The organism is Streptomyces sp. NPDC102279, from assembly GCF_044766365.1.
Taxonomy (GTDB): domain Bacteria; phylum Actinomycetota; class Actinomycetes; order Streptomycetales; family Streptomycetaceae; genus Streptomyces.
In genome coordinates, this window is record NZ_JBIWLU010000020.1 from 102,342 (window position 1) to 127,119 (window position 24,778).

Here is a 24,778-nt window from a genome sequence, read left to right on the forward strand (position 1 = left end):
GTTGGAATGGTCCAGATACTCTTGCGACGGGTGCCATGTGTAGGCCACGTCAGCTCCTCGGCATGCCGAGGATCCGCTCGGCGACGATGTTGCGCTGAATGAAGGTCGAGCCACCGGCGATCGCGGTGCCTCGGGACTGGTTGGCGAGTCGCAGCCACCACTGCGCCTCGGCGTACTGGTCGTCCAGAGCGAACTGGCTGCCCAGGGGTTCGAGAGAGAGACGGAAGTCCGCCAAGTCCTCGACGAGAGGGCAGAAGTAGAGCTTGCCGATCGAGGTGACCGGGCCGGGCGGTCTGTCCGACACCGTGCCGGAGATCACCCGCTGGCTGATCGTGCGGTGCACCAGCGCGCGCGCCCACAGATCGGCGACCTTCTGCCGTACGTGAGGATCGGCGCCCAGGGGCTCACCGTCGGCCGTCTTCTTGGAACGGACGTCGGCGATGATGTCCTCGATCGCCTTGGTGGTGTTGACGCGGCCGGTGGCGATGGCGACCCGTTCGAAGGCGAGTGTCGCCATGGCGACCTTCCAGCCGCCGTCGACCTCGCCCACCATGTTCTCGTCGGGTATGAAGACGTCGTCGAGGAAGACCTCGTTGAACTCTTCCTCCCCCAGCATGTGCGCGAGCGGCCGCACGGTGACGCCCTCGCTGTCCATGGGCAGCAGGAAGTACGTGATCCCCTTGTGGCGCTCGCCTCCGCCGGTGCGCGCCAAGAGGATCGCGTGGGCGGCCAGTTGTGCGCGACTGGTCCAGATCTTCTGTCCCTGGATCCGCCAGCCGCCGTCCACCTTGGTCGCTTTGGTGCGCAGCGATGCCAGGTCCGAACCGGAGTCCGGCTCCGAGAACAACTGGCACCAGATGTCCTGACCGTTCAGGATCGATCGCAGATACCGCGTCTTCTGCGCGTCGGTCCCGAAGGCCGCGACGGTCGGGCCGGCGAAGTCCTCACCGATGATGTTGAGCCGCTCGGGCGCACCGGCGTAGTCGCACTCTTCGGTGAAGATCGCGCGCATCCGCTCGTCCAGCCCCTGGCCGCCGTACTCCGCCGGCCAGGTGAGGCCCGCATAGCCGGCGTCGAAGAGCATGCGCTGCCACTGGCGCCAGAAGGGCGCCTTGTCCACCATGTCGCTGGGCTCGGGCCAGGGAAGCTCGGGGAGGCTGCTCTGGAGCCAGGTCCGGACACCTTGCCGGAACTCGGCCTCGTCGAGAGCGTCGGACAGGTCCATAGTCACCACCTAGTAGGTCGATTCCAAAACAATATCTTAGGTCAGACCAAAAAACCGCACTGCTGAGTGTTCCACTCGTCACCGTCACGAGGGCCGGGCTCGCAGAACGGCGAAGTGCGGGGACGGCAGCGCTCATGGCATGACAAGTCGTCTCGCGGCACGGACTTCGCCGGGGCCTCTCACGGTCGGGCCCTGTCTCACGAGCCGGAAGAGAGCGTCCGGCGGTTGGTGTCGGCGGCTCAGCGGTCGACCACGGTCACAGCGTCCCGGACGTCCGCGCGCGTCGTACGGAACCGATTGACCGGATGGGTGGTGTCGGCATAGCCGAAGGAGACCACGCAGACGACGAGTCGGTCCGGCGGGATGCGGAGATACTCACGGACGTGGTCGGAGTACATCGCGACCGCCGCCTGGGCAAGCGACGCGACACCCAGTGACGAGGCGGCGTTGACGAGATTCGCCACGTACGCGCCGCAGTCGACCGCACCGTACACGCCCTGATCACGGTCGGTCGTGATCACGGCGACGTGCGGGGCACCGAAGAAGTCGAGGTTCTTCAACTGCTGCTTCTCACGAGCCTCCCGGTCCTCCCGGCCGATGCCCAGACTCGCGTAGAGTGCGAGCCCCGCCCCGCGTCGCCGCTCCTGGTAAACACCGCGGTACTCCCCCGGCACCGTCAGGTCGGGCACCGGCTGATGAGTCCTCGCGTGCTCGGCCAGACTCACGGCGAACCCCCTCGTCGCCTCACCCTTCGTCAGGTAGACCTGCCACGGTTGGGTGTTGCACCAGGACGCGGTTCGCTGGGCGGTCGCGAACATCTCTGCGATCACGTCATCGGGAACCTGGTCAGGGAGGTACGCACGACAACTCCACCGCTCGAGGAGCAGCCGCCTGAACCCGACAGACGGCCCTGCCTCCTGAGGACGGCCGAGAGGGAGTGCGTCCGCGAGACGCTCCTGACTCCTGGAGGTGTCCGGCATGCTCACAGATTTCCCTTCGACAGCCGCGCAGAAGGACGACGGACACGGCCGGCCTTGCCGGCTCGGAGAAGCGAACTCGACGGCGGGCCTGGCGGGCGCGGTCATCAGCACTGCGCCGGCGGTCAGTGCCCAACTCGCCCCGTCGATGCCGTACTCGGAGGCGAGCCTGGCGCGCCCACCAGGCTCGCCACGCCCCGTGCGTCCTGGGCTCAGCTCGACGGCAGACGCCGCGCGAGGAACGTCCCGATACGCTCGACCGAGGCCCGGGCAGTCCCGGAGACCGGGAAGAAGAACTGGTACACGTGCACCATCTCCGGTGCTATCTCCAGGGTGACATCGACGTTGTCGTGGCCCGCCTTCCGGGCAAGGCGGACGGAGTCGTCCAGGAGTGTTTCCGACGCTCCGACCTGGATGAGCAGAGGCGGCAGACCACTGAGGTCAGCGCCCAGGATGTCGACTTCCGGGTCATCGGGCGACCGGTCGGCCAGATACCGCAGACCCGAACCGGCGGTCGCCCGCTGAGTGATGATCGGATCTGCCTCGGCCTTGGTGCGCATCGACTCTCCTTCGGCGCGGAAGTCCACAAGCGGCGAGATGAGCGCCGCGGCGGACGGCTTTGGCAGGCCCTGACGCTTGATGGCCAACAGCAGTGCCATCACGAGGTTTCCGCCGGCGCTGTCACCCACGAGGGCGATTTCCGCCGCCGAGCCGTGTGTGCCGAGGAGGTACTGGTAGGCCGCGAGCGCGTCCTCCAACTGCGTGGGGAACACGTGGTCGGGCATGAGCCGGTAGTCGAGGACGAGGGCGTCCGCGCCCGCCAGGACCGCGATCTCGGCGGCCAGGTGCCCATGGCTCCTGGCCGAACCGGCCGCGTAGCCACCGCCATGCAGGTAGAGGACCACTCCCGGGCCGGAGCCTTCGTTCGTGAGCAGGTCGGCCGAGACGTTTCCTACGGTCACCTGCTTGCGGGACACCTTGGGGTTGAGGCCGTACTTCAGGCCCGCCTGTTCATACTTCTCGCGCATTCCGATCAGATCCTTGGCCGTCCTGATCTCCGCGTATGCCGCCCGCGCGGCGTCGGACTCACTGGTCACAGCACTCTCCTGTCCTCGAACCACTCCGGGTGCCGAGAAGTCGCCACTTGCGTGGATCTCGGGGATGTCATCGCTGCCTCCGGCGTCACTGATGCCGAAGATGAACCGCGCTGCTCCCGCCATGACCCGGGCCGATGCCGCCCGAGTGCGGGACGAAGGACTCAGTTCGACCGTGCCGCGTAGTACGCGGAGAAGTAGGCCGCACTGTTCTCGGAACCGATGACCCCGCTCTGCAGGCGGTTCATCATGTACGCCATCGTGACGCCGCGATCAAGATCGTTGACCACGAGCGATCCGCCCAGACCGCCCCAGAAGCAGAGCCGGCCTTCGGGCACGTACGGCAGGAGACTGGGCAGGGGAAGCGCGTACCCCACTCCGAAACGGACGGGCACGCCGAGGACGTGGTCCCGGCCGTTCGTCTGCTCATCGAAGATCAGGTCGATCGTCGATTGCGACAACAGCTTGGCGCCGTGTGCCTCACCGCCGTGCGAGATGACGGACTGAATCGTGGCGACCGACCGGGCGTTGCCGTGACCGTTCGCGGCCCCGATGTCCGCCCGCCGCCACTCCTCGGTGTTGGAGACCTGCGCGCCAACGGCCGGGCCGCGCATGTTGCGTTCCTGGACGCTCCCGGGGAGGGGCACGAAGCTGGAAGGGCGCGGAGGAGGAGGGATGATCTCCGCCACCCGGTGGTGATGCTCGGTAGGCAGGCCGATGAAGAAGTCCGCTTCCAGCGGCCCGGCGACCTCCTCCGCGAAGAAGGCCTTCAGGCGCCGGCCGGTGACACGGCGCACGACTTCCCCGACGAGGTGCCCCAAGTTGAGGGCGTGGTAACCCGACGCGGTGCCCGGTTCCCACCACGGGGCCTGGGCGGCCAACATCGCCGTCGACTTCTCCCAGTCGTACACGTCCTCGACCGTCACCGGCTGTTCCCAGGCCGATACACCGGACGAGTGGGAGAGTAGGTGTCTGACCTTGATGTCCTGCTTGCCGTTGGCCCCGAACTCCGGCCAGTAATGGGCGACCGGCCGATCGAGATCCAGTTCACCCCGGTCGACCAGCATCAGGGCGACCAGTGCGGTCATGGTCTTCGTGGTCGACCACACGGGGGTCAGGGTGTCGCGCTCCCAGGGGCGCGTTCGGGCGGCGTCGGCATGGCCGCCCCACAAGTCCACGACCAGTTCGCCCCTTTCGATCACAGCGATCGACGCCCCGCACTCGGCGCCGCTGTCCAGGCGCCTCTGCAGTTCGTCACGCAAAGCGCTGTAACGATCAGCGGCCGTTCCCTCGACGGATGTCACAGCCGGCCCTCGGTCGTCGGGTGGACAGCGGAAGCGGTGCTCCCCGGATGGTCGAACAGGCCGAGTGGCATTGGGTAGGCCTTCCTTGAGAGGACGTACGGGGCAACCAGCTGACGCGGGCCCCTCCATGAGATGTGGAACTGGTGGAGCGGTGGCGGCAGAGAAGCACCGCGGCTCGGCCTCGACGGCTACGGCATCTGAACCGACGCGCCCTGTTTTTCTCGCAAAGCCCGTCGGTCGCTCACGCCGCCGAAACCCCTCCGTCGATCACGAGCGTCTGGCCGGTCATGTAGTCGGAGGCGGACGACGACAGCATCAGCAGCGCCCCGGCGATGTCCTCCGGCATGGCGACCCTGCCCATGGGGATGTTCCTGGAGAGCCGGGCCACGACCTTGGGGTGCTTGAGGAGCCCGCCTTGGGCTTCAGTCTGGACGAATCCCGGGCACAGGGCGTTGACCTGGATGTTCGACGCCGCGTACTCCAGCCCTACCTCGCGGGTCATGTTCACGACGGCGCCCTTGGTGGTGGCGTAGGCCGGGACGGCAGACATCAGCGAGCCGTGCAGTCCGTACATGGAGGCGATGTTCACGATCTTTCCCGAACCCTGGGCGGTCATCACCCGCAGGGCGGCCCGACTGCACAGGAAGACACTGTCCAGATTCACCGCGAGCACCCGACGCCAGTCGGAGGTCGGGACCTTGTGCAGAGGGAGCGACTGCGGGTCCCCGATACCCGCGTTGTTCACGAGGATGTCGAGGGCGCCCTGTTCGGCGGCGACCTGCTGAACGACCGTGTCCACGCGGGACTCGTCGGTGACGTCGAGCTCGACCGCCGTGGCCGACAGACCGGCTGCCACCAGCTCGTCCCCGACCGCCTTGGCGGCGGCGCCGTTGATGTCGGCGCACACCACGGTGGCACCGGCCGTGGCGAGCATCCGTGCGAAGGCTGCACCGAGACCAGCTCCTGCGCCGGTCACCAGCGCTACCTTGGCCGTCAGGTCGAACGGGGCGGGAAAAGCCATCGGTTACCTCCGTCTAGGGGTCCGCGACTGCGTACGCCGACGCACCGTGCGGCCATCGCCCACGCAGGGACGCGACCCCTGATCCACCTGTCGGGTCCGGAACCGGACTCGGCTTGTTCCGTATGAACGTGATACTCAGTCGCCGGCCTGGCTCCGGGGATATCCGATGGCTCCCAGCCACAGATCCGTGAGCGTGGTACGGGCGAGATCCTCGTCGAACGGCTCTCCGAGGGCGTACCAGTAGTAGGCGAAGTTGCTCACCATGCCTGCGAGCGCCGCGGCGACGGTGCGGCAGTCCAGGTCTCGCCGGGCGACTCCCATGCGCTGCATTCTCTGCAGGCTCTCGGTGATGCGGTTCACGTGCGCACGACGCGCCTCGATCCGGTACTTCATCACTTCGGGATCGATGCTGGCCTGCTGCTCATTCAGCATCATGAGGGCCGCGTTCTTGCGATATACGTCGAGGTAAGCCCCGTTGGCCGCACGAAGGCGAGCCGCGATGTCGTGGTGGGTTCCCTCGTCGCCCGCGATGGGTGCCTCCATGACCGCCACCAACTCGGCGCTGACTTCGGCGATCAGCGCTCTGAAGACATCCACCTTCGCCTCGAAGTAGGTGTAGAAGGTGCCGTGTGAGACGCCGGCCGCAGAGACGATGTCGGCCACCCGGGCGTCGACGTAGCCGGCGCGCTCGAAGACCGAGCGAGCTGCGGCCAGGAGCAGGGCGCGAGTGCGCTTGCCCTTCTCGGACGCACCGGAGCTGTACTGTGCCCTCCGCTTGGCCCCGGTACCTGTGTCCGGGGAAACATCCTGCGTGCTCCGAGCAGCCATTGCGTTTCCGTCTCCTCATCGTCAGTTTCGATAAAACCTCAACGCTATCGGAATCGACATCGTTGTCGAATTGGGAGGCAATACGCTTGGCGGAACATCGTGCGCCGATACCGACCGAATCCGGCCCCACCGCAGGTCAACGTCCTTGGAACTTCGGCTTCCGCTTCTCCCGGAAGGCCGTCATCGCCTCTGCCGAATCATGGGTCGAGCGCGCGACAGACATATGAGAAGAAATCAAGTCAAGAGCGGTTCGAAGATCCGACCGGGCGGACTGCTGCGTAGCACGCTTGATCATCCGAACGTGGATCTGCGACTGCTGCGCGATCCGCCGCGCGAAGTCGAACGCCTCCTTCTCGAAGGTGTCGTCGTCGTACACATGATTGGCGATGCCGAGCCGTAGCGCCTCGTCGGCGTCGATGAAATCACCGGTCCACATCAGCTCGAGAGCCTTCGCCATACCGACGAGACGCGGCAGGTAGTAGCAACCACCGTCACCCGGGACGAGGCCGACCTTGATGTAGCCCTCACTGAAACGGGCGGAACGGGCGACCAGGCGAATGTCGCACATCAGCGCCATATCCATGCCGGCTCCGACCGCGACCCCGTTGACCGCGGCGATGACGGGCTTGTCCAGGTCCTCAAGCGCGAGCGGGATCCGGTGGATGTTGTCCATGAGGCCGTTCTTCCGGCCCAGCGGTGAGTCATCGACACCGAGCGCGTCCAGGTCTCCGCCGGCGCAGAACGCGCCAGGGGCGCCGGTGAGGACCACGACGCGTACATCGTCGTCCGTACGGGCCTCGACCAGCAGCCGGACCCAGTCGTCGATCATCGCCATGGTGAACGCGTTCTTCTGCTTGGGCCGATTCAGGCGGATGGTCGCCACACCCTGATCAACCGTGTACTCCAGGTCTGCCATGCGGGCTCCTCATCAGGTCAGTCGGCGCGAGCAAGACTGGCAGGAAAGTTTTTCGACGTCAACGTCACCATCGATCCCTCCCATCGGGCAACGTCCCTGGACACGCCGCCAGGGCCAGCCCTTACGGAGAACTTCTGCGGCAGGAAGACCCTCAAGAGGCGCGCACGATCCCGCCCTTGTCCGCATTCGACCTCGATGCTACGTTGCGAAAGTATTCGACGTTGATATCAATTTTGCGAGGCACTTCGCAGTGTGGACGAGCTGCTACTCATGGAGGCCGAGAGGTGACCTCCGCATCTCGACGCACGCGTGCGGCCGCGCGCCGTCGCAGCCCTCAGGAGCCTCCGAGTTCGGGGACGTGACCTGCTGTCCGCCATGCGACGACGCCCCTGGACCGTATCCAGGCCGGAGCGGGCGTCGTCGGCGGGACCGTGCCCGGCTTGGCACGAGCTCGCCGCGGCGGCCGTCCACCCGGACGGCGCCCTCGTACTCGATCTGCTGATCCGCTCCCACGGTAAGGAAGAACAGATCTGATGCGCTTTCGACCAACTACTCTCACCCCGCCCGAACAGCGGTTGCGCGATGACGTACGCGCGTTCCTGACCGCAGAATTCGGGGAGGGGGTCGAACGTCCCGTAGGCGGGGCCTTCGACCAGGACTTCAGCCGCAGGCTCGCGGCCAGGGGATGGGTCGGAATGACCATCCCGACCGAGTACGGCGGCGCGGGCGGCACCGCTGTGCAGCGCTTCGTGGTGGCTGCCGAACTGCTGGCGAGCGGCGCTCCGATCACGGCCCACTGGGTCGCGGACCGGCAGAGCGCGCCCAGCATTCTCGCTCACGGCACCGAGGAACAGAAGCGCCGGTTCCTACCGGCGATCGCCCAGGGCGAGTGCACGTTCTCCATCGGCATGAGCGAGCCGGACTCCGGGTCCGATCTCGCGTCGATCCGTACGAGCGCGGCACGCGCGCCGGGCGGATGGCGCGTGACCGGCACCAAGGTGTGGACCTCCGGTGCCCATCACACCGACTACGTGCTCACTCTGCTCCGTACCTCTCCGCTGGAAAAGGACCGGCACGAGGGGATGAGCCAGTTCATCATCGACCTGCGCGGGCCCGGGGTGACCGTCAACCCGATTCTCCAGCTCGACGGTACTCATGACTTCAATGAGGTCGTGTTCAATGACGCCTTCGTCCCCGACGACTTGGTCCTGGGCCAGATCGGGGACGGGTGGCACCAGGTCACCTCCGAGCTGGCCTACGAGCGCTCCGGCCCAGACCGGTGGCTGTCGACCTACCGGGTGTTCCGGTCGTTCCTCAGCCGGTACGGACTCGTCGACTCCGACTCGGTGCGCGACGCCATCGGCCGCATCGTCGCCCGGTACCGTACGCTGCACAATTTGTCGTTGTCGATCGCGCGGATGATCGACGAGCACGGTGCGCCCGCGGCGGAGGCCGCGCTGGTCAAGGACCTGGGCACCGTTTTCGAGAAGGATGTCGTCGAGACCGTCCGGGATCTCGCCGGGCTCGTACCGGACCCCCGAGCCGAGGACGCCTTCACTCGCCAGCTCGCTGCCGCGACTCTCACTTCTCCGATCCTGACCATCCGAGGCGGAACCACAGAGATCCTCCGCGGTGTCGCCACACGGGAGCTGATCCGATGACTGCCGCTGACTTCGGACCGGCCACTGCCGTCGACCCTCTCCTGACAGACACCGCGCGGCGGCTTCTGAGCTCGCACGGCGGCGCCCAAGGGCCGGCCGATGCCGAGCGCGACTCCTGGTCGGAGCTCATGTGGCACGGCCTCACCGACTCGGGCCTCGTCGGCGTGGGCATCGCGGAGTCGGACGGTGGTTCCGGCGGCAGCGTGCTGGACGCCGCCGAACTGGTCCGCCTCTCCGGGTACTGCGCGGCACCCGTGCCCCTGGCCGAGACCACCTTCATCGCTGCGCCGGCAGTGGTGGCAGCGGGGCTTACGTTGCCCGACGGCGCGCTCGCGGTCGCCCCCACCGCCGACGAACTCTCCGCGGAGTCGAGTGGGTCTCGGTGGAAGGTGTCCGGCACGGCCCACGCCGTCGCCTGGGCACGCGCGGCCGGCCACATCGTCGCGATCGCCGACGGTGGCCCACACGGACCGGTGCTGGTACTCGTTCCGTTGGATGCCGTGCAGGTGAAGCGTGGCCACAACCTGGCCGGAGAGCCGCGGGACACGGTCCTGGTGGACGGTATCGAGGCAACCGGTACGCCGGTCACCGCCGAGTTCGTCGAACAGAGGTGGCGGCGGCGGGGCGCCGTCGCGCGGTCGTTGCAGATCGCGGGAGCCCTCGAACGCGTGCTGGAGCTGACCGTCGGCTATGCCAAGGAGCGGGTGCAGTTCGGACGTCCGATCGTCAAGTTCCAGGCGGTCAGCCACCTCATCGCACAGCTCGGGGAAGCCGTGGCCCAGGCACGTATGGCCGCGGAATCAGGGGCGTTGTCCCTCGGTGTCCACGATGCGGCGATCAGTAAGATCATCGCAGGGGAGGCCGCGTCCCAAGGGGCGACGATCGCACACCAGGTCTACGGCGCGCTGGGAACCACCCGGGAGTGCGACCTGCACCTCTACACCACCCGTCTCTGGTCCTGGCGCGACGAGTTCGGCGGTGAGCGCAGCTGGGCGGCCGCACTGGGCCAGGAGACGGGCCGGGCCGGAACCGCGGCCCTGTGGGATCTGATCTCCGCCACCGGCACTGAGAACACCCACGCCGGTTGAGGCTGCGCACCAACATGTCAGAGACCGAAGTGTGCCGGAGCAGCCGCAGGCGCGCAGACCCACGGCTCCCGGCACCTCGCTCGGTCGTTTGTGAAGAACACCCCGGAGCCGTCCCACGAACGCTGGAAGCGCCCGTCGGGGCCTTCCGCTCACCGGGTCGTCGACCGGACAGGAACAAGGAGAGAGTGAAATGACGGTTTCGGTTGCAGACACAAAACCGCGGGTGACGCTCACGGTGGCCGCCGGGGTCGCCGACGTCCGGCTGAACCGACCCGAGAAGCGCAACGCGCTCGACCTGGCCATGGTTTCCGCTCTGGTCACGATCGGCGAGCAGCTCAAGGCCCGCTCCGACGTACGGGCGGTGGTGTTGTCCGGTGAAGGCCCGTGCTTCTGCGCAGGTCTGGACACGAGCGCGTTCCAGGCTGCCCGCGAGGGCCGTCCGCACGCCGAGGCGACGGATCTCCCACCGTCGGACGGGCCGGCACAGGCCGCCGGGCAGCGCGCGGCCTACGTATGGACCGAACTTCCCGTACCGGTGATCGCGGCAGTACGGGGCAATGCCCTCGGCGGCGGTCTGCAGATCGCGCTCGGAGCCGACATCCGGATCGTCGCCCCGAATGCCCGGCTCGCCATGCTGGAAGTCGTGTGGGGTCTTGTCCCTGACCTGGCCGGCACACAGTTGCTGCCCCAGCTGGTCCGCTTGGACGTCGCCAAGGAACTGACCTTCACGGGACGGGTCGTCAGCGGTGAGGAGGCCGTCCGTATCGGCCTGGCGACCCGCGTCGCCGCGGACCCGCTGACTGCGGCGTTCGATCTGGCGAAGGAGATCGCCGGACGGAGCCCGGCCGCGGTCCGGGCGGCCAAGGGCCTGATCGGACTGGCGGGAAAGACCACCATGAGGACCGCCCTGGAACAGGAACGGGCGCAGAACCTCGAACTGGCGGGCACCCCGAACCAGCTTGAGGCCGTCAGGGCGCGGCTGGACGGCCGAGAGCCGCGCTTCACGGATCAGTGACACCTCGGACGACGATGGACGCGACGGTCTGAAGTGAACAGCCTTGAGTGGCCCGGAAGGGGACGGCTCGCATGACCAAAAAATTTGTGCGTTACACAGTGGATCAGGAGGGCGTCGCCCTCATCACCCTGGACCACCCACAGACGCGTAACGCCCTCAGCGACGAACTGCTCGACGAGCTCTTGAGCGTTCTGTCGAGAGCTCGGCACGACCAGGGCGCGCGTGTCGTCGTGCTCACTTCCTCGCACGACCGGATCTTTTCCTCCGGGGGCAATCTGAACGCATTCGCCGACGACCGGCCCCCCATCACGAAGTACGGCGAGCTCAATCGCTTCCCGCGTCTCTTCGAGCTGATCGGCGCCCTGGGCAAGCCCGTGATCTGCGCGGCCAACGGAGATGTCCTCGCCGGTGCCTTCGGGCTCGCTCTGGCCTGTGACCTCGTGATCGCCAAGGAGTCGGTGCGGTTCGGTTGCCCAGAGATCAATGTCGGCGCGTTTCCGTTCATGATCTCGGCACTCATCTACCGGAACGTCAACCGGATGAAGGCCAATGAGTTGATGATGCTTGGCGAGCTGATTACAGCCGAGGAGGCGTGCGACCTGGGATTCGTCAACAAGGTAGTGCCTGATGACAAGTTCGACGAGGCGGTCACGTCCTGGGCGCACAAGATCGCCTCGAAGTCACCCTTGCTGATGAGGCTGGGCAAGGACGCGATCAACGCGACACGGGACCTCGCCCTTCACGAGGCGCTCGACGCTCTCCAGGCTCAGCTCGCCCTGGCCTTCACGACCGAGGACCTGGTGGAGGGCGTACGAGCGTTCCGCGAGAAGCGCCCACCCGAGTGGAGAATGCGCTGACGCTCGCCGCCTTCCCACCGGTGGAGGTCACTGCTCTCCACTGCTGACCGCCTCGGACGTCTGCCTTGTCGTCGAGACGTGCCGCGGACACCGACCCGGACGGTGCCCCGATCAGGCCGCGGAGCGAGGCCCGGCCGACCACCAAGTCGCGGACGCCGACTGGGTGGTCCCCACCGCCGATTGACCTTGGACGCGGCTACCGCGATGCGATCGCTCGGACCCCGCAGCTGTCCCCTTGCTGGCCGGGACAGGATCCGCCCCCGCGCCGATGTTGCGCTCAATCACCAGCACAGTACCCAACATAAGGATCAGCCCATGGAACAACGCATTCTCGGCCAAGGCCTGACTGTTTCGGCGATCGGTCTCGGCTGCATGGGAATGAGCAGCGGGTTCGGTGCGGCCTCCGACCAACGCGAGATGATCAGTGTTATCCGCGCCGGAGTCGATCTCGGTGTCACCTTTTTCGACACCGCCGAGGTCTACGGCCCCTTCGCCAACGAGGAACTCGTGGGCAAGGCGCTCGCTCCTGTGCGCGACGACGTCGTGATCGCCACCAAGTTCGGCTTCGTCTTCGAAGACGGGAAGGCCGTCGGCCGATCCAGCCGCCCCGAGCACATCCGGGCCGCGGTCGAGGGTTCGCTGCGACGCCTGGACGTCGATCACATCGACCTCTGCTACCAGCATCGCGTTGACCCGGATGTCCCTGTCGAAGAGGTCGCCGGCGCCGTAAAGGAACTGATCGACGCCGGAAAAGTTGGTCACTTCGGTCTCTCCGAGGCCGGAGCCGCCACGATTCGCCGAGCTCACGCTGTCCAGCCGGTCACCGCCCTGCAGAGTGAGTACTCGCTCTGGTGGCGCGACCTGGAGAGCGAGATCATCCCGACGCTGGAAGAGCTCGGCATCGGCCTGGTGCCGTTCAGTCCCCTCGGGAGCGGCTTCCTCACCGGAGCCATCGATGCCAGTACGTCTTTCGACAGCACGGACATGCGGACCACCATGCCTCGGTTCAGTGCAGACGCCCGCGCTGCCAACCAGGCAGTCGTCGACCTTCTGGTCACGGTCGCCGCCGGCAAGGGAGCAACTCCTGCCCAGATCTCCCTGGCCTGGTTGCTTGCCCAGAAACCGTGGATCGCACCGATACCCGGGACGCGTCGGGCAATGCGCATCGCGGAAAATGTCGGCGGCGCGGACATTGAGCTCTCGGTCAGCGATCTCCACCAGATCGACAAGGCATTCGCAGCCGTAGACGTGCGGGGACACCGTTACGACAAGCGGGCCGAGAGCATGGTTGATCGCTGAGAGCACCGCATAGCGGAGATGCCTCAGACACAGCGACCGCGTCGGCCGCTCCCCCAAGCGACGCAACTGCCCGACAGGCACGCGACGTGGGCTGTCCTCGTGCATCGCCAAGAGCCCCTGTGAAACGTGGAGGCCACGGTGAGCGTTGAACGCGACGGGGCATTGAGCACATGATTCCGAGCCATCAGTTGCACTGACGGCCACTGCCCATCCCACCGGTCGGTGGGATGGGCAGTGGCCTGTCGCCCGCACCGCCCCGCCTGCGGCACCACACATCAAGTTGTTGAGGTCAGGATGTGAGGGACTGGCGGGTGATCTCCTGCCAGTTGGTTTTGGTGTTGATGGCTGCTCGCCATCGATGGAGTGCCTTAGGTGGCATGCCGACGGAGAGTGCGCCGGACAAGGTTTCGCCGGTGCGGTAGGCGACGAGAAAACGACCGTCGGCGGGGTCTCCGTCCATCACCTGAGCTTCGTCGTGGCCACGCAGGTAGCCGTACGCCTGGATCTTTGTGTCGTACTGGTCTGACCAGAAGTAGGGAATCGGGGCGAAGGGTTGGGGCTGTTCGCGGCGCAGCAGGTTGCGGGCCGCAGCTCTGCCCTGCTCTGCGGCATTGGTCCGGTGCTCGATGCGCATCGCGGTCCCGAACAGGGGGTTGTGCCATCGGGCCACATCGCCTGCCGCGTATATGCCGGGAGCGGCCGCGCAATATTGATCGCACAACACCCCGTCGGCCACCATGAGTCCGCTGCCACTCAGCCATTCGGTGTTGGGCTGGGAGCCGATCGCGACGAGTACGTCGTCGGCGGGGAGCAGTGTCCCGTCGGTGAGGCGCACCCCGCTCACCCGGCCGGTATGGGTGACGATTTCTGCGACCTCGGTGCCGAGGTGCAGTTGTACGCCGTTGTCCTTGTGGAGTTGCGCCAGGTGTGCGCCGATCCGGTCTCCGATGGCATGCGCAAGAGGAATGGGGGCGGGTTCGACGAGGGCCACGTCCACATCGAGGGTGCGCGCGGCCGCGGCGACCTCCGTGCCGAGGAACCCAGCGCCCACCACGACCAGTCGACCCCCGGCAGTCAGTCGCTCCCGCAGGTCGAGGGCGTCCTGGAGGTCGCGTAGTACGTGCACCCCCGGTGTGCCGCACTGGGGCAGTCGTCGTGGTCGCACTCCGGTGGCAATGATCAGAGCGTCGTAGTCGATTGCGGTGCCGTCGGCCAGAGTCACGGTGCGGTTGGCCGGGGACAGCCCGGCTGCGGCTGCGCCAAGCCGGAGGTCGAGATCCAGCGCGTCCAAGTCCTCGGGCCGGCGCAGTGCCGTGCGTTCAGCAGTCCAGGTGCCGTTGAGGATCTGTTTGGACAACGGGGGCCGGTCGTAGGGCAGGTGCTGTTCCTGCCCGATGAGAGTCACGGACCCCTCGAAGCCGTCCCTGCGCAGAGTCTCGGCAGCCGTCAGGCCGGCTGCCGAGGCTCCCACTATCGCGATGCGTTGCATCGGCGCCTCGTTCCTCACCGAGTCACCAGCCGGATAGCAGCGGCCGGGCAAATCTCCGCCGCTGCCCGCACGTCGTCGTACTGGTGGGGGCCCGGGGTTTCGTCCAGTATCACGACGATCCCGTCGTCGTCCTGGTCGAAGACGTCGGGAGCCGCCAGGACGCACTGCCCGGACGCGACACACTTGGGCTGGTCGACTTCCATGCGCATGAGGTTCTCGTTTTCTTCAGAAGAGCGGGTGTTACCAGCTGACGGGCAGTTCGTAGACCCCGTGGAGGAGGCCGTCATGCTTGAACTCGAGCTGAAGGAGCAATACTTGGCGCCGGCGTCGGACATACGGGGAACCAGCGTGGAGAAGGCGCCTCCGAGGTGGCAGGGCTCGCCGTGCCGATGACGGACAGCGCGTTTCAGGGACGGGCGGGCGGCAGGTTCGGACCGGCCCGGGCGGGAGGGAACCCGTCGCGTGCCAGACGGATGTCACCTACCCAACCGTAGAGTCATGGGCAGGCACCGAATTTTTACGGTAGCTTAGGTCAGACCTTTTACACCAGCCCGGAGGACACCATGCCTGAGGCAGGAACCGCTCACCCAGCCGGCAGGAGGCAGTCCCCCATCCGGTTGACGCCCGTAGACGTCCCCAAGGCTTCGGAAGTACTCGCCGGCGAGCTGCGCGAACGCATCTTGAGCGGCGAATTCCCCGAAGGCGCCGGCCTTCCCACAGAGCGTGAACTCGTGGTTCAGACGCAGATGAGCCGGGCCACAGTCCGTGAAGGATTGCGCATTCTCGAGGCGCAGGGCCTGGTCCGTATCCGAACAGGGCGGGCCGGCGGCGCTTTCGTCCAGCGACCGGGCAAGCAGGCCGTGGCCAACTCGGTGAGCCTCGTGATCCGAGGCCGCCAGATCCGGCTCAGTGCGCTCCTGGAGACGCGAGAAGCCATCGAGCCTTACTGTGCACAGCTCGCCGCGCTGAACCGGACGGAGGATGACCTCGCCGCACTCGAGTCGGCGAACGAGGCGATCGCCGATGAGAAGACGACTCTGGCGGAATTCCTCGAGGCCAACGTCGACTGGCACGTGGCTGTGGCAACGGCGAGCCACAACGAGCTGCTCACCGGCTTCATGGCCGCCCTTTCCCAGGCGATCTACGACTCAACGGAGAACGAGCGCTTCATCGATGCCGAGGTGCGAAACGTGGCCGCACGGGCCCATCGCTCGGTCACCAAAGCAATCCGAGAGCAGAACCCCGACGCCGCAGTCCGCAGGATGAAGCGGCACGTCCACGGCTACGCGGACGCGGTTCTCCAGGTGGACGAGCGAACCGAGATCGCGGTTACGGACAAGGAGTGACACCTCGTCCGGCCCCGAAGCCCTGGAAGCCGAGCGCGGTGCATGCGTCCGTTGACGCATCGTGGAGACGACCGGCAGGATCCGGCGCTCGCGCAGCAGCTCTCCGCGGTGGCGGCTGGAGTCATAGCCCGTCGCGGAGCAGCACCTCGGGGCAGCGGCGCTGGTCGACCACCCGGCCCACGACGGGCGGGACCCCGTCAAGCAGGGCCGGGTGACGACCTTGGTGTTGGCGGCGGTGACGACCTTGACCGGAGTACCACGGACTTCGCGGATGAAGTGGTGATTGCTGTATGTCCTCCGCCGATCGGCCAGTGACGGCCCCGGTCTCGAGACCTCCTGCGCGCGGATGTGAGGACACTCCTCACGCACTCGCGACCAGTCGACGCCGCCGTGGCAGCTCGATGCCGGTGCGGCCTTCCTACCGGACGGCTGCGGCCAGAAGCTCTTTCATCCGGTCCGCGGGAACCGCGACACCAGGCTCCTCTACGAACCAGCGTCGCGCCTCTTCCGGAGTCAGCCCCGCGGGCTGAGCACCGGCGTAGCAGAAGACGTACGCAGGCGTGTCCGGCTGACTGCGCCAGCTCTCGGAAAGGGGTCCGAGGTCCACCGTGTCGTAGCCAAGCAGGTCCAGCAGCTCGGCCGCTTCCCGCTTGGCCGCCGTATCGTCCCCGGCGATCGGCAACGCACTGCGATCGGACGCGCCGGAGGGGCGAGCGCTTGTCGTGAGGCGACGCCAATCGATGTTGTTGACCGCCTTCACCACATGTGCGCCGGACAGGTGTCGCTGCACCATTTCCGAAGAGGTGGTCTCACCCCTGTCCAGAGCCCCGACCCGGCCGTCACGGTCGGGGTAGTAGTTCATGGTGTCCAGCACCGTTTTGCCCGCGAGAGCGGCTGCGGGCAACTGCTCGAAGTTCTTCAGAGGGATGCTCGCCACCACCAGGTCGCCCTCTCGGGCCGCCACTTCCGGCGTCGCGGCGCGCGCCCTCGGCCCCAGCTCGGACAGCAGGCCTGAAAGGGATTCAGGACCGCGGGAGTTACTCACCACGACCTCCAGACCGGCACGGACAGCGAGGTGCGCCAACCCGCCGCCGATCATGCCGCTACCGATGAGCGCGAGGGTCTTGGACATTGCTGAATCCTCATTTCATAAGTGACACTAAGTGTCGGGTTAGGCATCAGAGGCCTAAAGGGACTCATCCTGCGCGAGGGCTTCGAGAACGTCACGGTGGACGATCTCGCTGCGGTCGCCGGTGTCTCCCGGAGCACATTCCTTCGGTACTTCGGCACCAAGGAAGAGGTCGTCCTCAACGCATTCGATACCCACGGCCGACAGGTCGCGGACGCCCTACGCGCACGGCCGACGGACGAGGGCGACTGGGCCGCGTTGCGCCACGCTCTCGACATTGTCGTCGAGTATTACTGCTGGGACCCTCTCGGCACCCTGCGCATGACACGCCTCATCATGGACAACCGCGCCCTGTCGGCACGTCATCTGGAAAAGCAACGTGGCTGGCAAGGTGAGGTGGGCCTTGGATCGGTGGACGGTGTCGGACGGCCGGCTAGACCTCGGCCAGCTCCTGACGCAGGCTTTCCGCGTGTTGGACGGGGAGCCACAGAGGCCTGTTCGGGCGGCGCGGACGGCGAGCGAAAACACCGATGGCACCAGGTAAGTGAAGGTCGACTCACCAGCGACTGCGCGCCGTCGCCAGACGGCCATCCGCCGTGCCCGTCGGCACGACCCAACCCGTAACCCGCTCCGCTAGCTACACAGCCGACCGAGTTCCTGTTCGCGTTCTCCTCCCCTCCACGCGTGCGTGGCGGTCCGGTCTCGGCACCCCGGCCTTTTTCAGTGGTCACCCACCTTGGACCGCGATGCAGAATGCTGCGCATAGCACCGATTGGAGATTCGATGTCGGTGTCGAAACTGAGATTAGCCCATTGCCGTGTTGCAGACAAGGTTGCATCGCAGCAGATGCAGGGACGACGTTCGACTCCTTCAGCCACCTACGGCACAGAGGTCAGGCAGCACTGCGGGGCGCCGCGACCGCCGAGCTTCACCACGCAATCTGTTCCGGCGCTTACGGATCGACACCCGGACGGCAGGGGCCCCCGGCGGGACGCGTCAAAGACTCACGGGGCGCGCCGGCCACTACGGCATCACGTCGGCGCAATCGTCCACGCAGCCAAGGAACTTGGGGCCCCGTCTCGATGAATGAGACGACACCCTTCATGGCATCGGGGCCCTACCCCAACCGGAAGAGCGCCTTCGAGCCCAGACGCTGGCACCCCTGGAACCGACGCGCCGAGCATCGACCACAGCGCCTCCTGCGCCGGCCTGATGTCGGCCGGGAGGTTCATCGTGACTCCCGTGCCCACCGCCGAACAATTGATCCCCGCGATCACGGGTTCCAGCAGACGCGGCGATCCGCCACTCGAGACATCCCCACCGTCCCGCCGAGCGCCGTCGACCGTGGCTCGGGCGGTTCTCCGGGTGGGCCGCGGCAGGCCCCTACCAAGCTGCGTCAGTTGCGCGAGTCCCCCAGATTCGATACCTGTATCATAATCAAGAAATACTAGGACGTCCTACTATTGAGCTCCGCGAATGATCCGTCACACCGAGGGAAGCCCGGGATGCCATCACCGCACGACGACATGGGAACCGTTCTGAACCTGGCCGAAGCGCCGCGCCGAGTGGTGTCTCTCGTGCCGTCACTGACGGAGGCGATCACCGACGGTTGCCCGGAGGTCCTCGTCGGGGCAACCCAGTGGTGCACCCATCCCGCCGATCTGGACGTGTCCCGGGTGCGGGGCACCAAGAACCCGGACCGTGAGGCGATCGTAAGACTGCGGCCTGATCTCGTGATCGCGAACAAGGAGGAGAACCGCGAGCTCGACGTCGCCCGGCTGCGCGCCGCCGGGGTGCCCGTGTGGGTGACGGTCATCGAGAACGTTCCAGAAGCCTTGGAATCACTGGAGCGCATGTTCACCAAGGCCCTGCAGGTACCGGCCCCCGACTGGCTCACGACGGCGCAAGGTATCTGGTCCGGTCCACTCCCCCCTGTGACCGCCACGGCCGCGGTGCCGGTCTGGCGAGACCCGTGGATGGTCGTCGGAAGCTCCACCTTCACCGGCGACCTGCTACGCCGGGTCGGCATCGCCAACGCCTTCGCCGAGCACCCCGATCGCTACCCGCACGTAGCAATCGAGGAGATCGATCGGCCCGACGTCGACCTCGTAGTGCTGCCCGACGAGCCGTACGCGTTCAGCGAGGAGGACGGCCCCGAGGCGTTCCAATACGCCCCAACCCGGCTGGTGGACGGCCGGCTGCTCACCTGGTACGGACCGTCACTACTGCCGGCGTACGACAAGTTGCGGCAGCTCGCGGCGAGAGAGTGAGAACCACACAAGCCCCAGGCAACTGGCCTGTCTCCGGCCCCGTTTGATGCCTGTGCTCCTCCTTGCGTCATCCGTCCGCACGCCAGCCGGGCATCCTGGCATCCAGGGCGTCCCTATACCTCTTCAACGGGTTCGTTTCCAAAGTGAATTGAGAAGGCCCCTCATGACCGACCTGTACCGCCCCGTGCATCCCGTCCGCCTGGTAACCGCTTCCGCCCTGTTCGACGGACACGATGCGTCGATCAACATCATGCGCCGAATCTTTCAGTCCCAAGGCGCCGAGGTCATACATCTCGGACACAACCGATCAGTGCAAGAGGTCGTGGACGCCGCGCTCGAGGAGGATGCACACGGCGTAGCGGTTTCGTCCTACCAAGGCGGGCACGTCGAGTACTTCGAGTACCTGGTCCAGTCGATGCGCGATCAGGGTGCCGAGCACGTCCGTGTGGTGGGCGGCGGCGGCGGGGTGATCGTGCCCGAGGAGATCACTCGGCTGCGCAAGAGTGGCGTGACGATCTTCTCTCCCGAGGACGGTCAGCGGATGGGCCTCGCCGGAATGATCAACTCAGTGGTGCGGGAGTGTGATTTCGACCTCTGGAACAGCAGGTCGGCCGACGCGTCCGCCGTATGCGCCGGAGACCGGTTCGCGGTCGCTCGCGCCATCACCGGCGCTGAGCTCGGCAAGCTCCCCACAGGGCTGCTGGAGGAGCTGCGTGCCGCCGCGGCGGCACGTCCCACGCCGGTCCTCGGAATCACCGGAACGGGCGGTTCGGGGAAGTCGTCTCTGACGGACGAGCTCGTACGCAGGTTCCGCGTCGACCAGCAGGACAGGCTGCGTATCGCCATCATCGCGGTGGACCCGACCCGCCGCCGAGGCGGCGGCGCGTTGCTCGGCGACCGGATACGCATGAACTCTCTCGACGGCGACCGGGTTTTCTTCCGCAGCCTGGCCACCCGTGGCAGCCACGAGCTGCCCGAGCACCTGGCGGATGTGATCGACGTGGTCAAGGCGGCTGGGTTCGACCTCGTGATCGTGGAGACACCGGGCATCGGCCAGGGCGACGCGGCGATCGTGCCATTCGTCGACACCGCGATGTACGTCATGACGCCGGAGTTCGGGGCCGCCTCCCAGCTCGAGAAGATCGACATGCTGGACTTCGCGGACGTCGTGGCGATCAACAAATTTGAGCGGCGAGGAGCCAAGGACGCGATGCGCGATGTCGGCCGTCAAATGGTCCGCAACCGTGAAGCGTTCCACAGCAGGCCAGAAGACATGCCTGTGTTCGGCACCTCTGCGGCAACCTTCAACGACGACGGGGTCACGGCGCTCTATCAGCATCTGGCGCCTGCCCTCGCCGGTAAGGGACTGCGGCTGTCCGAGGGCGCGCTGCCGCGCGTCGATGTGCGCCACTCCTCTGGCATCCGGCAGGTGGTCCCCGCAGACCGGGTGCGCTACCTCGCAGAGATCACCGAGACGGTGCGTAAGTACCATACGGAGACCGAGCGGCTCGCCGACGCGGCAGAGCGGGTCCAGCGCCTGAACACCGTCGAGGGCGAGCTCGCCGCGGTCGGCGCGGAATCCGGGGGCGTCGCGTCACTGCTCGAGGAGGCTCGCAAGCAGCTTCCGCGGGAGGTCGCGGAACAGATAGGAAACTGGCCGGCAGTTGTGGAGTCGTACTCCGGCGACGAGCAGGTCGTCAAGGTACGGGACAAGGAGATCCGTACAAAGCTCACCCGCGAATCGCTGTCGGGCAACAAGGTCCCCCGCGTGGCGCTTCCCTCCTTCACCGGCCACGGGGAACTGGTGCGCTTCTGGCGCCGCGAGAACCTGCCCGGCTACTTCCCCTTCACAGCGGGGGTGTTCCCGTTCAAGCGCGACGGCGAGGACCCCGCGCGCATGTTCGCCGGCGAGGGTGATCCGTTCCGCACCAACAGGCGCTTCAAGCTCCTGTCGGAGGGCCAGCCGGCCACCCGGCTCTCCACCGCGTTCGACTCGGTGACGCTCTACGGCCGTGACCCCGACGAACGGCCCGACGTGTACGGCAAGGTCGGCACCTCCGGCGTCTCCGTGGCCACCCTGGAGGACATGAAGGCCCTCTACGGAGGCTTCGACCTGGTCGCGCCGACCACCTCGGTGTCCATGACCATCAACGGCCCGGCCCCCACCGTGCTGGCGTTCTTCCTCAATACCGTCATCGACCAGCAGACCGACAAGTTCCGCGCCGCAGAGCGTCGCGATCCCTCTCCGGAGGAGGCGGCCGATCTTCGCGCACACGCGCTGGCGAACGTGCGCGGAACGGTGCAGGCGGACATCCTCAAGGAGGACCAAGGGCAGAACACCTGCCTGTTCTCAACCGAGTTCTCGCTGCGGATGATGGCCGACATCCAGGAGTGGTTCATCGCGCACCAGGTGCGCAACTTCTACTCGGTCTCCATCTCGGGCTACCACATCGCCGAGGCCGGCGCGAACCCGATCAGTCAGCTCGCCTTCACCCTCGCCAACGGCTTCACCTATGTCGAGGCCTATCTGGCACGCGGGATGCACATCGACGACTTCGCCCCCAACCTGTCGTTCTTCTTCTCCAACGGGATGGACCCGGAGTACTCCGCCCTGGGCCGGGTGGCCCGCCGGATATGGGCCGTCGCGATGAAGGAGAAGTACGGCGCCAACGAGCGGTCGCAGAAGCTGAAGTACCACGTCCAGACCTCTGGCCGGTCCCTCCACGCCCAGGAGATGGACTTCAACGACATCCGCACCACCCTGCAGGCGCTGATCGCCATCTACGACAACGCCAACTCGCTCCACACCAACGCCTACGACGAGGCTGTCACCACTCCGTCGGAGGATTCGGTGAGGCGTGCGCTGGCCATCCAGCTCATCATCAACCGCGAGTGGGGCCTGGCGATGAACGAGAACCCACTGCAGGGTTCGTTCATCATCGACCAGCTGACCGCTCTGGTCGAGGAGGCGGTACTCGCCGAGTTCGACCGGATCAATGAGCGCGGAGGTGTGCTGGGCGCGATGGAAACGGGCTACCAGCGTGGCCGCATCCAGGACGAGTCGATGCTCTACGAGCAGCGTAAGCACGACGGCACACTGCCGATCATCGGTGTGAACACCTTCCGTCGGCCCGGGGGCGACACCGAGCCCCAGCAGGTGGAACTGGCCCGTGCCACGGAGGTGGAAAAGGAATCGCAACTGGGGCGTGTCCGCGACTGGCAGGGGGCGCACGGCGAGCAGGCGGAGCAAGCGATAGCTCAGCTCAAGGAAGCCGCCATCAATGGAGACAACGTCTTCGACATCCTCATGGATGCCGCCCGTGTCTGCTCACTGCAGCAGATCACCGAGGCGTTCTTCGAAGTGGGCGGTCAGTACCGACGGAACGTGTGACGTACGGAGAGGTGCAGCACTTCATCGCGATGGCCGGCCCCCATGTTCATCGACGTGTTGTGTTCCTTGGTTTCGACGGTGCCTCTGTGTGGGGGCCCGGGAGGCGGTCGGAACGTCGGGGGATTCTTCGGCGGTGGTCCGGCAGCAGCCGGACCACTTCAGGCCGGTGTCAGGCTCCATGGCAGCTCTCGTGTCCCCGCCAAGGCGCGACAATCTGTGGCGATTCCGCTGCCACCGCCCAGGCTGGTGCAGTGGCGGCGGCGGAAGCCGGTGCCCTTGGCCTCAAGCACGACGACTTGAGGCCGCGGGGCACCGGCGAGCGGCGAGACGGCACGGTTCACGAAGGGGGCATACCCCGCGGAAGCGGCGACGGGGCACCCTGTCTCAACCCAGGTCCTTCAGGAGGGCTTTCAGTTCGTTCTGCTGCTGTGCCGCCGACATCGGCGGGTTGGAGTGATCGATACCGAAGGTCTTGAGCACCTTGTCCATCTTGGCGTCGATGGAGGTCCAGCCAGTGTTGTCCAGCGGCTGCAGCGAGGCTTGGTCGGCATCCCACAGGTCACGCAGTGACTGGGCTGCCTTGTGGGCCCCTGCCTCATCTCCTGAGCGTGCATCCCTGAGAGAGGTAGTTGCGAGGGTCCTCAGCGTGCTGACCTTCGCGGGCGGGAAGTGCTTCACCGCCTCGCCGGGCGGCAGCTGTACGGCGGAGGTGGCGTCGGTCTCCGGCGCCGGACCGACGTGAGGCTGGCCGTGGGCCCAGACCAACAGGGCCGCGGTGGCGACGGCGAGCAGTCCGAAGCCGCCGAGTGCCACGCGCTCCCTGCCCGGGTTGCCGGCGACCTGTGCGGGGTGGGTGGCCTCGTGCGTCTCGGTTACATCCGAACGTGTCACCGTCAGGTAGGCCACCGTCGCCAGGATCAGGCCCAGGAAGATCAGGCTGGTGGTGAACGTACCCAGCGCGAGACCGGTCGGCTCGCCCGGACCCTGGGCGACCTTGGGAGCAGCGAGCCAGTCACCGATGTTCGCGCCCAGCGGTCGGGTCAGGATGTAGGCGAGCCAGAAGGACAGCACCGGATTCGCGCCGAACCGCCACAGGACGGTGACCCCCGCGATGAGGCCGAGCGGCAGCAGAACGGAGGCGCCGGGGCTCCAGCCGGTCAGTTCCAGGGTCCAGTCGCCGGTCGCGGTGCCGAGCGCGAAGGTGACCAGGACGGTCAGCCAGTAGAACGACTCCCGCGAGGGCGTGGTCACCGAGTGGATCGACAGTGTGCCCTCCCGCAGCCACCACACGCCGAAGACCACCGCGAGCAGCACGGAGAAGACCGACGAACTGATCCATAGCGGCACGTTCATCTGGTCGGTGAGAATGTCGGTGTACAGGGTGCCCGTGACGCTGACAACGACCACGGTCAGCCAGTAGGGGAACGGGACATACCGCTTCAGCCTCATCTGGATGGCCAGCACCACCACCAGGACCGCGGTGAAGATCCAGGCCGTATTGACCAGGCCGACGCCCAGCTGGGTGTTGATCCAGTCGGCGAAGCTCTCACCGACCGTCGTGCACAGGATCTTGATCGCCCAGAACCAGATGGTGATCTCAGGGACCTTGTTGAGCATGAGCCGCCCGCTACGCGCGCGTCCTTCTGTGGTCGTTGTCATGGAGGAAGGGTCACGCAAAGAACCTGTACACAACCTGACTGCGTGACCGTACGCGGGGCCAACAGCATCCTGGCGACATGGCCGCGGCCGTCCGCGATCAAGCGAAACTCCTCGTCGACCGCGACAGCGATGCACCGAAACGCCGGCGGCTCTCGTCCTCGCGTCCCGGTGCGGTGAGCCGGTCACACACGGCCGCGGTGAGTGAGCCG

The 24,778-nt window shown here is 66.6% G+C and carries 20 protein-coding genes; 9 read left to right on the top strand and 11 right to left on the bottom strand.

Annotation, left to right across the window (positions count from 1 at the left end):
• Positions 1-49: 49 nt before the first annotated feature.
• The 7 genes from ACIRQH_RS38155 to ACIRQH_RS38185 form a co-directional block, all read right to left on the bottom strand.
• Entirely contained in the window at positions 50-1,225 is a 1,176-nt protein-coding gene (locus ACIRQH_RS38155) for an acyl-CoA dehydrogenase family protein (protein ID WP_404229904.1), read from the bottom strand.
• A 239-nt stretch (positions 1,226-1,464) separates the two neighbouring features.
• Positions 1,465-2,205 carry a nitroreductase gene (locus tag ACIRQH_RS38160; RefSeq protein ID WP_404229907.1) on the bottom strand — a complete coding sequence of 247 codons (741 nt, stop codon included), beginning with the start codon at positions 2,203-2,205 and terminating at the stop codon, positions 1,465-1,467.
• A gap of 209 nt (positions 2,206-2,414) precedes the next feature.
• Positions 2,415-3,299 (bottom strand): alpha/beta hydrolase, encoded by an 885-nt coding sequence (locus tag ACIRQH_RS38165; protein WP_404229910.1) that lies wholly within the window; start codon positions 3,297-3,299, stop codon positions 2,415-2,417.
• Positions 3,300-3,460: 161 nt separating this feature from the next.
• Complete coding sequence (locus ACIRQH_RS38170; protein WP_404229912.1) at positions 3,461-4,558, bottom strand: serine hydrolase domain-containing protein; 1,098 nt, start codon at positions 4,556-4,558, stop codon at positions 3,461-3,463.
• A 283-nt stretch (positions 4,559-4,841) separates the two neighbouring features.
• Positions 4,842-5,621 carry an SDR family NAD(P)-dependent oxidoreductase gene (locus ACIRQH_RS38175; RefSeq protein ID WP_404229915.1) on the bottom strand — a complete coding sequence of 260 codons (780 nt, stop codon included), beginning with the start codon at positions 5,619-5,621 and terminating at the stop codon, positions 4,842-4,844.
• A 135-nt stretch (positions 5,622-5,756) separates the two neighbouring features.
• Complete coding sequence (locus tag ACIRQH_RS38180; protein WP_404229917.1) at positions 5,757-6,449, bottom strand: TetR/AcrR family transcriptional regulator; 693 nt, start codon at positions 6,447-6,449, stop codon at positions 5,757-5,759.
• 136 nt (positions 6,450-6,585) lie between these two features.
• Positions 6,586-7,365 (bottom strand): enoyl-CoA hydratase/isomerase family protein, encoded by a 780-nt coding sequence (locus ACIRQH_RS38185; protein WP_404229920.1) that lies wholly within the window; start codon positions 7,363-7,365, stop codon positions 6,586-6,588.
• Between the two features lie 533 nt (positions 7,366-7,898).
• Between ACIRQH_RS38185 and ACIRQH_RS38190 the strand changes: the two genes are divergently transcribed.
• The 5 genes from ACIRQH_RS38190 to ACIRQH_RS38210 all read left to right on the top strand — a co-directional run bounded on the left by ACIRQH_RS38190 (position 7,899) and on the right by ACIRQH_RS38210 (position 13,285).
• Positions 7,899-9,026 carry an acyl-CoA dehydrogenase family protein gene (locus tag ACIRQH_RS38190; RefSeq protein WP_404229923.1) on the top strand — a complete coding sequence of 376 codons (1,128 nt, stop codon included), beginning with the start codon at positions 7,899-7,901 and terminating at the stop codon, positions 9,024-9,026.
• Positions 9,023-10,114 carry an acyl-CoA dehydrogenase family protein gene (locus ACIRQH_RS38195; protein ID WP_404229925.1) on the top strand — a complete coding sequence of 364 codons (1,092 nt, stop codon included), beginning with the start codon at positions 9,023-9,025 and terminating at the stop codon, positions 10,112-10,114. Before ACIRQH_RS38190 ends, ACIRQH_RS38195 begins: the two co-directional genes overlap by 4 nt.
• Positions 10,115-10,304: 190 nt before the next feature.
• Positions 10,305-11,129, top strand: coding sequence for a crotonase/enoyl-CoA hydratase family protein (locus tag ACIRQH_RS38200; RefSeq protein WP_404229928.1), 825 nt, complete (start codon positions 10,305-10,307; stop codon positions 11,127-11,129).
• Positions 11,130-11,200: 71 nt separating this feature from the next.
• Positions 11,201-11,986 (top strand): enoyl-CoA hydratase/isomerase family protein, encoded by a 786-nt coding sequence (locus tag ACIRQH_RS38205; protein ID WP_404229931.1) that lies wholly within the window; start codon positions 11,201-11,203, stop codon positions 11,984-11,986.
• Between the two features lie 315 nt (positions 11,987-12,301).
• Positions 12,302-13,285 carry an aldo/keto reductase gene (locus ACIRQH_RS38210; RefSeq protein ID WP_404229933.1) on the top strand — a complete coding sequence of 328 codons (984 nt, stop codon included), beginning with the start codon at positions 12,302-12,304 and terminating at the stop codon, positions 13,283-13,285.
• 289 nt (positions 13,286-13,574) lie between these two features.
• On the opposite strand, the gene ACIRQH_RS38215 is transcribed toward ACIRQH_RS38210, so the two are convergent.
• Together ACIRQH_RS38215 and ACIRQH_RS38220 are read right to left on the bottom strand one after the other, a co-directional pair.
• Entirely contained in the window at positions 13,575-14,774 is a 1,200-nt protein-coding gene (locus ACIRQH_RS38215) for an NAD(P)/FAD-dependent oxidoreductase (protein WP_404229935.1), read from the bottom strand.
• Positions 14,775-14,788: 14 nt separating this feature from the next.
• The gene (locus tag ACIRQH_RS38220) at positions 14,789-14,983 is read right to left on the bottom strand and encodes a ferredoxin (protein WP_404229937.1); all 195 of its coding nucleotides are present in this window, start codon (positions 14,981-14,983) and stop codon (positions 14,789-14,791) included.
• Positions 14,984-15,337: 354 nt separating this feature from the next.
• On the opposite strand from ACIRQH_RS38220, the gene ACIRQH_RS38225 reads away from it, so the two are divergent.
• Complete coding sequence (locus tag ACIRQH_RS38225; protein WP_404229940.1) at positions 15,338-16,120, top strand: FadR/GntR family transcriptional regulator; 783 nt, start codon at positions 15,338-15,340, stop codon at positions 16,118-16,120.
• A 418-nt stretch (positions 16,121-16,538) separates the two neighbouring features.
• Here ACIRQH_RS38225 and ACIRQH_RS38230 read toward each other — a convergent pair whose 3' ends face one another.
• Positions 16,539-17,252 carry an NADPH-dependent F420 reductase gene (locus ACIRQH_RS38230; protein ID WP_404229943.1) on the bottom strand — a complete coding sequence of 238 codons (714 nt, stop codon included), beginning with the start codon at positions 17,250-17,252 and terminating at the stop codon, positions 16,539-16,541.
• Positions 17,253-17,348: 96 nt separating this feature from the next.
• On the opposite strand from ACIRQH_RS38230, the gene ACIRQH_RS38235 reads away from it, so the two are divergent.
• From ACIRQH_RS38235 to icmF, 3 genes are all read left to right on the top strand, one after another.
• A complete protein-coding gene (locus ACIRQH_RS38235; RefSeq protein ID WP_404229946.1) occupies positions 17,349-17,873 on the top strand; it encodes a TetR/AcrR family transcriptional regulator in 525 nt (174 codons plus the stop codon).
• Between the two features lie 881 nt (positions 17,874-18,754).
• Complete coding sequence (locus tag ACIRQH_RS38240; protein ID WP_404229948.1) at positions 18,755-19,519, top strand: helical backbone metal receptor; 765 nt, start codon at positions 18,755-18,757, stop codon at positions 19,517-19,519.
• Positions 19,520-19,682: 163 nt separating this feature from the next.
• The gene (icmF, locus tag ACIRQH_RS38245; RefSeq protein WP_404229950.1) at positions 19,683-22,910 is read left to right on the top strand and encodes a fused isobutyryl-CoA mutase/GTPase IcmF; all 3,228 of its coding nucleotides are present in this window, start codon (positions 19,683-19,685) and stop codon (positions 22,908-22,910) included.
• Between the two features lie 384 nt (positions 22,911-23,294).
• On the opposite strand, the gene ACIRQH_RS38250 is transcribed toward icmF, so the two are convergent.
• A complete protein-coding gene (locus ACIRQH_RS38250) occupies positions 23,295-24,569 on the bottom strand; it encodes a hypothetical protein (RefSeq protein WP_388881597.1) in 1,275 nt (424 codons plus the stop codon).
• Positions 24,570-24,778 lie beyond the last annotated feature (209 nt).

Excerpts from the sequence above, each read along its gene's own strand:
- ACIRQH_RS38250 (WP_388881597.1), bottom strand. The coding sequence starts at position 24,569 with ATGACAACGACCACAGAAGGACGCGCGCGTAGCGGGCGGCTCATGCTC.
- ACIRQH_RS38205 (WP_404229931.1), top strand. The coding sequence starts at position 11,201 with ATGACCAAAAAATTTGTGCGTTACACAGTGGATCAGGAGGGCGTCGCC.
- ACIRQH_RS38240 (WP_404229948.1), top strand. The coding sequence starts at position 18,755 with ATGCCATCACCGCACGACGACATGGGAACCGTTCTGAACCTGGCCGAA.
- ACIRQH_RS38175 (WP_404229915.1), bottom strand. The coding sequence starts at position 5,621 with ATGGCTTTTCCCGCCCCGTTCGACCTGACGGCCAAGGTAGCGCTGGTG.
- ACIRQH_RS38195 (WP_404229925.1), top strand. The coding sequence starts at position 9,023 with ATGACTGCCGCTGACTTCGGACCGGCCACTGCCGTCGACCCTCTCCTG.
- ACIRQH_RS38215 (WP_404229935.1), bottom strand. The coding sequence starts at position 14,774 with ATGCAACGCATCGCGATAGTGGGAGCCTCGGCAGCCGGCCTGACGGCT.
- ACIRQH_RS38155 (WP_404229904.1), bottom strand. The coding sequence starts at position 1,225 with ATGGACCTGTCCGACGCTCTCGACGAGGCCGAGTTCCGGCAAGGTGTC.
- ACIRQH_RS38190 (WP_404229923.1), top strand. The coding sequence starts at position 7,899 with ATGCGCTTTCGACCAACTACTCTCACCCCGCCCGAACAGCGGTTGCGC.
- ACIRQH_RS38220 (WP_404229937.1), bottom strand. The coding sequence starts at position 14,983 with ATGCGCATGGAAGTCGACCAGCCCAAGTGTGTCGCGTCCGGGCAGTGC.
- icmF (WP_404229950.1), top strand. The coding sequence starts at position 19,683 with ATGACCGACCTGTACCGCCCCGTGCATCCCGTCCGCCTGGTAACCGCT.
- ACIRQH_RS38160 (WP_404229907.1), bottom strand. The coding sequence starts at position 2,205 with ATGCCGGACACCTCCAGGAGTCAGGAGCGTCTCGCGGACGCACTCCCT.
- ACIRQH_RS38225 (WP_404229940.1), top strand. The coding sequence starts at position 15,338 with ATGCCTGAGGCAGGAACCGCTCACCCAGCCGGCAGGAGGCAGTCCCCC.
- ACIRQH_RS38185 (WP_404229920.1), bottom strand. The coding sequence starts at position 7,365 with ATGGCAGACCTGGAGTACACGGTTGATCAGGGTGTGGCGACCATCCGC.
- ACIRQH_RS38200 (WP_404229928.1), top strand. The coding sequence starts at position 10,305 with ATGACGGTTTCGGTTGCAGACACAAAACCGCGGGTGACGCTCACGGTG.
- ACIRQH_RS38230 (WP_404229943.1), bottom strand. The coding sequence starts at position 17,252 with ATGTCCAAGACCCTCGCGCTCATCGGTAGCGGCATGATCGGCGGCGGG.
- ACIRQH_RS38180 (WP_404229917.1), bottom strand. The coding sequence starts at position 6,449 with ATGGCTGCTCGGAGCACGCAGGATGTTTCCCCGGACACAGGTACCGGG.
- ACIRQH_RS38210 (WP_404229933.1), top strand. The coding sequence starts at position 12,302 with ATGGAACAACGCATTCTCGGCCAAGGCCTGACTGTTTCGGCGATCGGT.